Annotated in this window: 6 protein-coding genes; all 6 read left to right on the top strand. The window is 63.8% G+C overall.

Annotated features, from left to right (window positions below; all coding sequences use genetic code 11):
- The 6 genes from ACZ9C1_RS19975 to ACZ9C1_RS19950 all read left to right on the top strand — a co-directional run bounded on the left by ACZ9C1_RS19975 (window position 1) and on the right by ACZ9C1_RS19950 (window position 10166).
- Window positions 1–1938: a type VI secretion system Vgr family protein gene (locus ACZ9C1_RS19975; RefSeq protein ID WP_277502488.1), complete on the top strand. Its 1938-nt coding sequence runs from the start codon at window positions 1–3 to the stop codon at window positions 1936–1938.
- A gap of 12 nt (window positions 1939–1950) precedes the next feature.
- Window positions 1951–2385, top strand: a complete 435-nt coding sequence (locus tag ACZ9C1_RS19970; protein ID WP_102683431.1) for a DcrB-related protein — start codon at window positions 1951–1953, stop codon at window positions 2383–2385.
- 9 nt (window positions 2386–2394) lie between these two features.
- Window positions 2395–6801 (top strand): RHS repeat-associated core domain-containing protein, encoded by a 4407-nt coding sequence (locus ACZ9C1_RS19965; RefSeq protein ID WP_476254305.1) that lies wholly within the window; start codon window positions 2395–2397, stop codon window positions 6799–6801.
- Between the two features lie 2 nt (window positions 6802–6803).
- Complete coding sequence (locus ACZ9C1_RS19960; protein ID WP_102683433.1) at window positions 6804–7589, top strand: hypothetical protein; 786 nt, start codon at window positions 6804–6806, stop codon at window positions 7587–7589.
- Window positions 7590–7676: 87 nt separating this feature from the next.
- Window positions 7677–8342 (top strand): hypothetical protein, encoded by a 666-nt coding sequence (locus ACZ9C1_RS19955; protein ID WP_476254304.1) that lies wholly within the window; start codon window positions 7677–7679, stop codon window positions 8340–8342.
- 153 nt (window positions 8343–8495) lie between these two features.
- Entirely contained in the window at window positions 8496–10166 is a 1671-nt protein-coding gene (locus ACZ9C1_RS19950) for an FMN-binding glutamate synthase family protein (RefSeq protein WP_277502485.1), read from the top strand.
- Window positions 10167–10185: the final 19 nt, after the last annotated feature.

Raw genomic sequence — 10185 nt, 5'->3', positions numbered from 1 at the left:
ATGCTGTTCAAGCAGTTCACGCGCCTGGCGCAAATCAACAGCCCCCTGGGGCCGGACAAGCTGATCCTTGCCGAGATGGGCGGCAGCGAGGAGCTTGGCCGCCTGTTCGACTACGAGCTGCAGCTGACCAGCGACGATCCGGCCATCGACCTCAACCAGCTGCTGGGCAAGCCCATGAGCCTGAGCGTGCAGCAGAGCGTCGGCACATCGCGGCACTTCCACGGCATCGTCGCCCGCTGCAGCCAGTCGGTGGATCAGGGCCAGTTCGCCAGCTACCGCGTCACCCTGCGCCCTTGGCTGTGGTTGCTGACGCGCACCAGCGACTGCCGGATCTTCCAGCACCTGAGCGCGCCGCAGATCATCAAGCAAGTGTTCCGCGACCTGGGTTTCTCGGATTTCGAGGACCTGCTCAGCCGCAACTACCGCGAGCGCGAGTACTGCGTGCAGTACCGCGAGACCAGCTTCGACTTCGTCAGCCGGCTGATGGAGGAGGAAGGCATCTACTACTTCTTCCGCCACGAGCAGGAACGCCACGTGCTGGTGCTCGCCGACGCCTATGGCGCGCACCAGAAAGCCCCCGGCTACGAGACCGTGCCCTACTACCCGCCGGACGGCCAGCACCGCGAGCGCGACCACATCAACGACTGGCACCTGGCTCAGGAAGTCCAGCCCGGCTCCCTGGAGCTAAACGACTACGACTTCCAGCGCCCCAGCGCGCGCATCGACGTGCGCTCGGCCATGCCCCGGCCGCACCAGGCCGGCGACTACCCGCTGTACGACTACCCCGGCGCCTACGAGCAGACCCAGGACGGCGAGCACTATGCCCGCACCCGCCTGGAGTCGCTGCAAAGCCTGCACGAGCGCGTCGAGCTGCGCGGCAACGCCCGGGGCCTGGGCAGCGGCCATCTGTTCAGCCTGAGCAACTTCAGCCGCCAGGACCAGAACCGCGAGTACCTGATCGTCGCCGCCCGCTACTACGTGCACCAGGAACGCCTGGAAAGCGGTGGCGGCAGCGGCGCGGCGCAGTTCGAGAGCAACCTGAGCTGCATCGACGCGCAGCAGAGCTATCGCCCGGTGAGCAGTTCGCTGCGCCCGATCGTCAAGGGGCCGCAGACCGCCGTGGTGGTCGGCCCGGCTGGCGAGGAGATCTGGACCGACCAGTACGGCCGGGTGAAGGTGCACTTCCACTGGGACCGCCACGACCAGTCCAACGAGAACAGCTCGTGCTGGATCCGCGTATCCCAGGCCACGGCCGGCAAGAACTGGGGCTCGATCCAGGTCCCGCGCATCGGCCAGGAAGTCATCGTCAGCTTCCTCGAAGGCGACCCCGATCGGCCGATCATCACCGGGCGGGTGTACAACGCCGAACAGACCGTGCCCTACGACCTGCCCGGCGGCGCCACCCAGAGCGGCATGAAGAGCCGTTCGAGCAAGGGCGGCAGCCCGGCCAACTTCAACGAAATCCGCATGGAGGACAAGAAGGGCGCCGAGCAACTGTACATGCATGCCGAACGCAACATGGACACCGTGGTCGAGCAGAGCGAGACGCTGTCGGTGGGCATCAACCGCACCCAGACCGTCGGCATGCTCGAGACCATCACCATCGGCCAGGACCGCATCCGCGCCGTGCGCCGCGACGACATGCTGCTGGTCGGCGCGAGCAAGACCGACAGTGTCAGCACCAGCTACCTGATCGAAGTCGGCGAGAACCTGCGCCTGGTCTGCGGCAAGAGCGTGATCGAGCTCAACGCCAGCGGGCAGATCAACATCAGCTGCGAGCAGTTCAGCTTCCACGCCAACGCCGACGCCGAGATCAACACCGGCGGCACCCTTGACCTGAACGTGGGCAGCGGCGCGCAGACCGCCCCGAACAACCAGGGCGTGAAAACGGCCATCGACGGCGCGGTGAAGGCCCTCTTCCCCGGCGCCGGCAAGTAACGAGACCAAACCATGAGCTACCGCGTCAACGAATTCCGCTTCGCCCTGCCCGATGCGCAGGTGCGCGACACCAGCATCAACATCCTGCGCTTCGAAGCCCTGGGCACCTCGCTGATCGTCAGCCGCAGCCTGCTCGAAGAGGGCGAGACCCTGCAGAGCAACTTCGACGGCCAGTTGCAGCGCCTGCAGCAGCAGGTCAAGGACCTGCAGTTCCAGCCGGCCCGCGCCACCCAGGTGGGCGCGGCGCAGCCGATCGAGGCGATCGAGCTGAGCAGCCAGTTCAGCAAGGGCCAGGAAAAGGTCTACCAGTACCAGCTGGCGCTGGTGCTGCCGGGCACGCGCAAGATGTTCGCCCTGAGCTACGTCAAACCCACCCCCCTGGGCGAAGCCGAGGCGACACACTGGGCGGCGCTCAAGCAGTCCCTCGACTTCGACAACCTGGGCTGACCCCGCACCATGTCCGACGCACTCTGGGCCGCCCGCGAAGGCGATGCGCTGCTGCACACCTCGGTGATGGCCGACATCATCGGCGGCGTGCTGGAAGTCGCCGCCAACGTCGCCATCGGCGCTCTGGCAACCGCTGCGGTGGCCGCGGCACTGGGCCTGACAGTGGTCACCGGCGGCCTGGGCTGCTTCGTGCTGGGCGCGGTGGTGGGCTTGGTGGTCGGCGTGGTCATGACCAAGACCGGCGCGGACACCGGGCTCAGTCGATTATGCGAGGGCATCGGCAACGCCCTGTTCCCGCCGACCGTGCAAGCCACCATCGCCAGCGGCTCGCCCAACACCAAGACCAACGGCAAGCGCGCCGCGCGCGCGGCCGGCGTTGTCACCGCGCCCTCGGCACCGGCCAGTGGCGAGGGCGGTGGCGCGCAGGCCGAGGAACAGGAAGAGACCTTCCTCGACATGGCCAAGGGCTTTTTCTCGCAGATGTGGCGGCCGACCGTCGCCAGCCCCGCGCCCAACACCCAGGAAGCCCCCGACGACAAGGTGCTGTGCACCAAGCACCCGCCGATGCCGCCGCAGTACCTTGCCGAAGGTTCGAGCAAGGTATTGATCAACGGCCACCCGGCCTGCCGCAGCGGCGATCGCAGCACCTGCGAGGCGGTGATCGTCGATGGCGGGCTGGTTTCGGACAACGTGCGCATCGGCGGCGGGCCGATCGTGGTGCGCGAGATCCGCAGCGGCAAGACGCCGGGGATCGGCCTGGCGATCACGGCGTTGATGATGTTGCGGGGGCGGGGGGGGAAGTTTTATAGCAAGTTTGGGTGCATGCTCGTCGGAGGCGTGGTCAGTTTTGCCAGCAGCCAGGTGACCGCCGCCCTGACTTCGGCCATCGTCGGCTCGCCAAACCCTGTCCACGCGCCTACTGGCGCGAAGATCCTGAGCGACGAACACGACCTCGACTTCACCCTCCAGGCCATGATCCCACTGGACTGGCAACGCTACTACAACAGTCGCGATGAACGCCGCGAGGGTCTGTTCGGTGCCGGTTGGAGCGTCCCCTATGAAGTGTCTGTAAGGGTCGAGCACGACCGTCTGCTGTATACAGACGAGCAAGCTCGTGTCATCGACATGGGAATGATCGCCCTCGGCGACGCCGTCTTCAGCGCTGGCGAAGGCATCAGCGTGCGACGCGCCCTTGATGGCGAGCTGCTGATCGAAGACATCAGCAGCGGCCTCTATCGTTTGTTCGAACCCAGTCCACAGGACGCCAACCACCTCCGTCTGGCGAAACTGGGAGATCGCAACGACAACCGCATCCACCTGGACTATGACGATCTCGGGCGCCTGATGTGGCTGCGCGACACCTTTGACCGCGTGCGGATCAAGCTGCACTACAGCGGCGCTTGGCCACGTCGAGTCAGCCATATCGAACGGGTGTTCGTCGATGACGATGCTGAAACGCTCGCCAGCTATCGCTACGACGCCGCTGGCGATCTGGCCGAGGTCCACGATGCACTGGGGCAATTGCAGCGTCGATTCATGTATGACGAAGGTCGGCGCATGGTCGGGCATCAAACAGCCAATGGCCTGCTTTGCCATTACCAGTGGCAGAAACTGGACGACTGGCGGGTGATCCGGCACTGGACCAACGCCGGCGACGAGTATCACTTCGAATACGATATCGAGGCTGGCATCACCTGCATCACCGACCCGCTGCTACGCACCAGTGTGCGGCGCTGGAACGCGCAGTTCCAGATCATCGAGTCGAGCAACGCGCTGGGCCAGACCTGGCGCTTCCACTGGAACGATGAACGTCAGCTGCTTGCCGCCACCGATCCTGAAGGCGGTGAGTGGCGCTTCAGCTACGACGAATCCGGCAACCTGTGCGAAACCATCGATCCGTTGGGACGCAGTGAATCGACCCAGTGGCTCGAGCATTGGGCGTTGCCTCGCAGTGAAACCAATGCCGCCGGGGCAACCTGGACCTATCGCTACGACCAGCACGGCAACTGTATTCGCGAAACCGACCCCTTGGGCGAGGTGACGCGCTACCGCCATGACGAACATGGCCTACCGCTGGAAACCATCGACGCCACGGGCAAGCGCCAACGTCAGCGCTGGAACGAACAAGGTCTGCTGATCGAGCAGGTGGACTGCTCAGGCTACGCCACACGGTTGCGCTACGACCGGCGCGGCCATTTGCAGAGTCTGACCAACGCCCTCGGCCAGACCAGCCACTTCCAACACGATGCCTTGGGACATCGGATACGCCAGGAGCTGGCGGATGGGCGCATTGTCCAGTACCGGTACACCGCCTCGGGCCTGCTCGAATGCTTCATCGATCCGCTCGGCAACACCGAGCATTTTCGCTATGACCTGAATGGCCAGATCATCGAGCAGCAGGACAACCTTGGCCGTCCGACACTGTTTACCTATGACCGTTGCACACGGCTGGTGGCACTGACCAACAGCAACGGTGAGTCCTATCGTTTCACTTGGGATGAGGCGAACCGCCTAGCCGTGCATGAAAATCTGGATGGCAGTCGCAAGGCCTATCAGTACGATGGACTCGGCCAGATCATCGCCATGGACTTCATTCCGGCGCCGGGCGCCGGAGAGGCGCCGATCCATCACCGCCTTCGACGTGACGCCGCCGGCAGGCTGGTTGCGTTGCTTACCGAGGACGACAGCACTACCTACAGTCTCGATCCGATGGACCGGTTGATGGAGGTGATCAGCGAGGATCGTCAGGGGAATGTGCAACGCGTCGCGTTCGAGCATGATGCCTGCGGACGCCGCACTGCCGAAAGCAACAGTGCCGGAAGGCTGGAGCACACCTACGACGCACTGGACAATCGCTTGCAGACGCGGCTGCCCGATGGCCGCCAACTGAACCGCCTGGTGTATGGCTCGGGACACCTCCATCAGATCAACATCGACGGGCAGGTGATCAGCGATTTCGAGCGCGATCGCCTGCACCGTGAGGTCTCGCGAACCCAGGGACGGCTGCTGACCCGTAACCAATACGACCTCAGTGGCCGACCGAGCGCCCGTCTGCGCTGGGACACCGACCACAACGAACACCTGCCCGCGCCCTGGCAGCAGCGCTTCGACTTCGATGATCGCGACAATCTGGTGCGCTACCTGCGCCAGCAACCCGATCATCAGCATCAGCTGCTGATGCATTACGACGCAACGGATCGCCTGCTCGCCAACCAGGGACCGTTGCCAGGCCAAAACGAACAATACCTCTATGACGCTGCGGCAAACCGTGTGCCCGGTGCTGGGCAAGTCGCCCGCCATGACCAGTTGCTCCAACTGGAAGATCGCCACTACCGCTATGACGGTTTCGGGCGCCTTTCGGAAAAACGTAGCACGCTGTATGGCGAACAGCATATGAGCTACGACCAGCATCATCGCCTTGTTCAAGTGCGCTCTATACGCGGCGGACGCGAGCGCATCGTCAAGCTGCACTACGACCCTCTCGGACGCCGCATCGGCAAGACCGACCACGACGATCAGGGCAATCTGCTGGGCAGCACCGACTTTGGCTGGGACGGTCTCAAGCTGCTGCAAGAACGCTGCAACGGCCACCTCACCCTATATGTCTATGAGCCGGGCTATAGAGTCCTGGCACGTGTCGACGGTCAAGGCGCGCATCAACGCACGTTCCATTACCACAACGCCCTCAACGGTCTGCCCGAGCAACTGACCGACAGTGACGGTACGTTGGCCTGGGAGGGCGAATGCTCCGCCTGGGGCATGACCTTACGCGAGTGGCGGGCTGACGACTTCATCGAACAGCAGAACCTGCGCTTTCAAGGTCAGTACCTGGACCGTGAGACAGGCCTGCACTACAACCTGTTCCGCTACTATGACCCACAGAGCGGCCGCTTCACTCAGCCCGACCCTATTGGCCTGGAAGGCGGCATCAACCTATACCGCTATGCGCCGAACCCTGTCGGCGGGATAGATCCGCACGGGTTGGACTGGAGCTATTTCCTTTCCGACGAGAAAGGCAACCCGTATTACAACGGGCGAGCCTCGGACAACGATACGCTCGAAGGCGTGGTACGCCGACATATGGAGACCAAGGGCGCAGACGGCCCACGCCTCAAGGAAGGTGACCGCATCAACCGCGTGACACCGATTGGTACCGACTACGACACGATACGCGGCATTGAGGATTCGGGGATCCGCGAGCGAGAAGTGCTCGGCAGGAAGAACCCGAACGTGCGAGGCAACAAGATCTATGGCATCTCCGACGCCAAGGCGAAAAAAGACCCTGGCCTCGAGCGGATAGCGCTCGCCAACGACTTCCTGAAGGCACGCGGTGTCAGCAAAGTCACGCAACTGCCCGTGCTCGACAGCCGTGGCGCCCTGCCCCCCAAGGCCAACAAAAGCTCCTGCGGGAAATGAACATGACTGCAACTCCGGAACAACTTTGCAAGATCCTCAAGGCCCAGCATCCCAGCGAGCCACCAAGCTCGGCGCTGGTAGCCACAGGCCTGGCGACCGAGACCCGCAGGATGAGCCATGACCAGGTGCTTACCTGGCTGTTCAAGGAGCGAGAGACCGTGGTGAAGAAAGAGGTGGTCGCCAACTTTCTCACCGGTGTCGAGCGCAACCAGGCCTACCTGCGCGCGGCTCTGTCGGCCTATGCTTGCGCGACACACCTGCCGCAACACGCTTTCACGGCGCAGGACCAACCGAACTGTCAGGTCTGCAGTTTCTTCAAGGAGCGCGAAGTCAACTTCATTGCCCTCAACAGGGTGCGTTTTCTGATCGGCGCAGCGCTTTTCGGCAGCCCCTCCCACATCGCGTTCCAGTTGCAGGAACATAGCGCCGGGCCGAAAGAACGGCCGGGTAACCTGGACCTAATGGTGTCGATTCTGGACCTGATCCGTAACGTGCCTGCCGTGACCAAACCCAAGGACCTGCTCAAGCTACTGCGTAAACTACCCGGCATCAAGATGAGCGAAGAAGAAGGCCGGGGTTTCCTCGACCTGCTTGGACACTGCGGGATACTGCAGACCCCGGAGCACCCTGGCCTGCTGTACCGCTATACCAACCTCGGCCTGGCACCACGCAGCGCACGCTCGTCGGACTGGAGTTACCCGATGGACTTCTGGCGCGGTGAGCATGGCCTCAACCAGGACGCCCTGCGCTATTGGTTCAGCGACTATCCCGAGTTGCTCAAGGCGTAGGCCATTGGCAGGCAGATCACAGCAACAGCCACGACCATTGCGGAACTGCACAATCAGACTCGCCAAAAGCAAAGGATGCTATCGACCATGAGCTCGCAAAAAATCGTGCTTTCCGACCAAGATCACGGTCTGGGCCAGATCGGCGGCGGTGCCCGCCTCAAGGATGCCTCGCTGTGGCCAAGAAGCCCGGATACCGGTGAGCCGATGACCCCACTGCTGACATTGAGCGAACGCTTCCTGCCCGTCACCTTCATTCCACCCGGCATGGCAATCACGGTGTTCATCACTGCGCGTCAGCATGACGGCGCCTTCAGTCGTTCCACCCAGCGCCATTACACCGTCAACCAGCAGAGTGAGCTCGACGAAAAACGCGCCAAAGGTTTTGCCCGGGTCATTCTGCATGAGCTGGCCGACCAGTCGATCGCGCCGCCCACCGCAGCCCTCCTGCTGGAACGTGCCTACATCCAGTTCGAACCGTTCAACGATGAAGAGGAAGAGCAGGAACTGGAGGACGAGGACAGCGGTATCGACCTGAGCAAGCCCGTCGGGCGGCCTTGCTGGCTGCAGGATCCGATCTACGAACCCCAGCGCTTCCTGTTCCTGATGCAACTGCTCGACAGTGATGTGGCCAGCGCCAGCCCGCAGCATGTGGGATTGTTCTCGGACGGTATCGGCTACCTGTATATCGACAGGCAGGCTCGGCGCGGCAAGCAAGGCGATGAAGCCGGCTTCTTCTTCATCCAGTTCACCTGATCGGATACCGCGACCTTGGCTCCCATCGAAACTGGCCGTAGCTACCGCCCCAGGCAATTCCGCGTCGAGTAACAGTCTTTTACCGAAACCCCAGGTTTTCCCTGCGCAGCCTTTGCCTATCCTAGGCCAGGTCATCCCGCCTGCGATGGACCCATGAAAGACTCGCTCCCCAGCCGCTATGCTTGCCTGTTCCTGTGTCTGGTCTTCACGATTGCCAGTGCCCCTTTCCTGCTTGCCCACACCTGGCTCTGGCCCTTCATCGTCATCAGCGCCCTGCTCAGCCTGGTCGGCCTCAACGACCTGCGCCAACGCCACCACGCCGTGCGCCGCAACTATCCGATCCTGGGCAATATCCGCTACCTGATCGAGACCATTCGCCCGGAGATCCGCCAGTACCTGATCGAGGGCGACGACGACAAGCTGCCGTTCTCCCGCGCCCAGCGTTCGCTGGTCTACGCCAGGGCCAAGAACGAGAGTGCCGAGAAAGCCTTCGGCACGCTCAACGATGCCTACAAACCGGGCTTCGAGTTCATCAGCCACTCGATGCTGCCGGTGCCGATGCCCGACCCTGCGTCGTTCCGCATTCGCATCGGCGGCCCGCAGTGCCGTCAACCGTACTCGGCGTCGATCTTCAATATCTCGGCCATGAGCTTCGGCGCCCTCAGTGCCAACGCCATCGCCGCGCTGAACAAGGGCGCGCGCCTGGGCCGTTTCGCCCATGACACCGGCGAGGGCAGCATCAGCCCCTACCACCGCGAGCACGGCGGCGACCTGATCTGGGAAATCGGCAGCGGCTACTTCGGCTGCCGCAGCGAAGACGGCCAGTTCGACCCCGAGCGCTTCGCCGAGCAGGCCCGCGCCGCCCAGGTGAAGATGATCGAGATCAAGCTCAGCCAGGGCGCTAAGCCGGGCCATGGCGGGATCCTGCCGGGGCACAAGGTCAGCGCCGAGATCGCCGCCACCCGTGGCGTGCGCGAGGGCGAGGACTGCATCTCGCCGGCCGCCCACAGTGCCTTCGCCACACCGCGGGAGCTGCTGCAGTTCGTCGCCCGGCTGCGCGAGCTGTCCGGCGGCAAGCCGGTGGGCTTCAAGTTCTGCCTGGGCCACCCGTGGGAGTTCATGGGCATCGCCAAGGCCATGCTGGCCACCGGCATCACCCCGGACTTCATCGTCGTCGACGGCAAGGAAGGCGGCACTGGCGCGGCGCCCCGGGAGTTCTCCGACAACATGGGCGTGCCGCTGCGCGAGGGCCTGATGTTCGTGCACAACACCCTGGTGGGGCTGAACCTGCGCGAGCGCATCCGCATCGGCGCGGCGGGCAAGCTGGTCAGCGCCTTTGACATCGCCAGCGTGCTGGCCATCGGCGCGGACTGGGTCAACTCCGCCCGGGGCTTCATGTTCGCCATCGGCTGCATCCAGTCGCAAAGCTGCCACACCAACAAGTGCCCGACCGGGGTGGCGACCCAGGACCCGCTGCGCCAGCGCGCGCTGGTGGTGCCGGAGAAGGCCGAGCGGGTCGCCAGCTTTCACCGCAATACCCTGAACGCCCTGGCCGAGATGCTTGCCGCCGCCGGCCTGGACCATCCTTCTGAACTCAAGCCCAAGCACCTGGCGCGGCGTATCAGCGCCAGCGAGATTGGCCTGTTCTCGCAACTGCACACCTTCCTCAAGCCAGGCGAGCTGCTCAGCGGTGCGATCGACAGCGAGTTCTATGCACGGATGTGGCGGATGGCGCGCAGTGACAGCTTCGCGCCGGAGACGGGGGACATCGAGGTGGCGCCGGTGACGGCCAGCGTGCTGCGGAAAGAAACAGCCCCGGCATAGGCCGGGGCTGCGGGTGACG

Source organism: Pseudomonas sp. TE21435, from assembly GCF_056279265.1.
This window is presented reverse-complemented; position numbering and strand designations above follow the sequence as displayed.

Excerpts from the sequence above, each read along its gene's own strand:
- ACZ9C1_RS19975 (WP_277502488.1), top strand. The coding sequence starts at position 1 with ATGCTGTTCAAGCAGTTCACGCGCCTGGCGCAAATCAACAGCCCCCTG.
- ACZ9C1_RS19950 (WP_277502485.1), top strand. The coding sequence starts at position 8,496 with ATGAAAGACTCGCTCCCCAGCCGCTATGCTTGCCTGTTCCTGTGTCTG.
- ACZ9C1_RS19960 (WP_102683433.1), top strand. The coding sequence starts at position 6,804 with ATGACTGCAACTCCGGAACAACTTTGCAAGATCCTCAAGGCCCAGCAT.
- ACZ9C1_RS19970 (WP_102683431.1), top strand. The coding sequence starts at position 1,951 with ATGAGCTACCGCGTCAACGAATTCCGCTTCGCCCTGCCCGATGCGCAG.
- ACZ9C1_RS19955 (WP_476254304.1), top strand. The coding sequence starts at position 7,677 with ATGAGCTCGCAAAAAATCGTGCTTTCCGACCAAGATCACGGTCTGGGC.
- ACZ9C1_RS19965 (WP_476254305.1), top strand. The coding sequence starts at position 2,395 with ATGTCCGACGCACTCTGGGCCGCCCGCGAAGGCGATGCGCTGCTGCAC.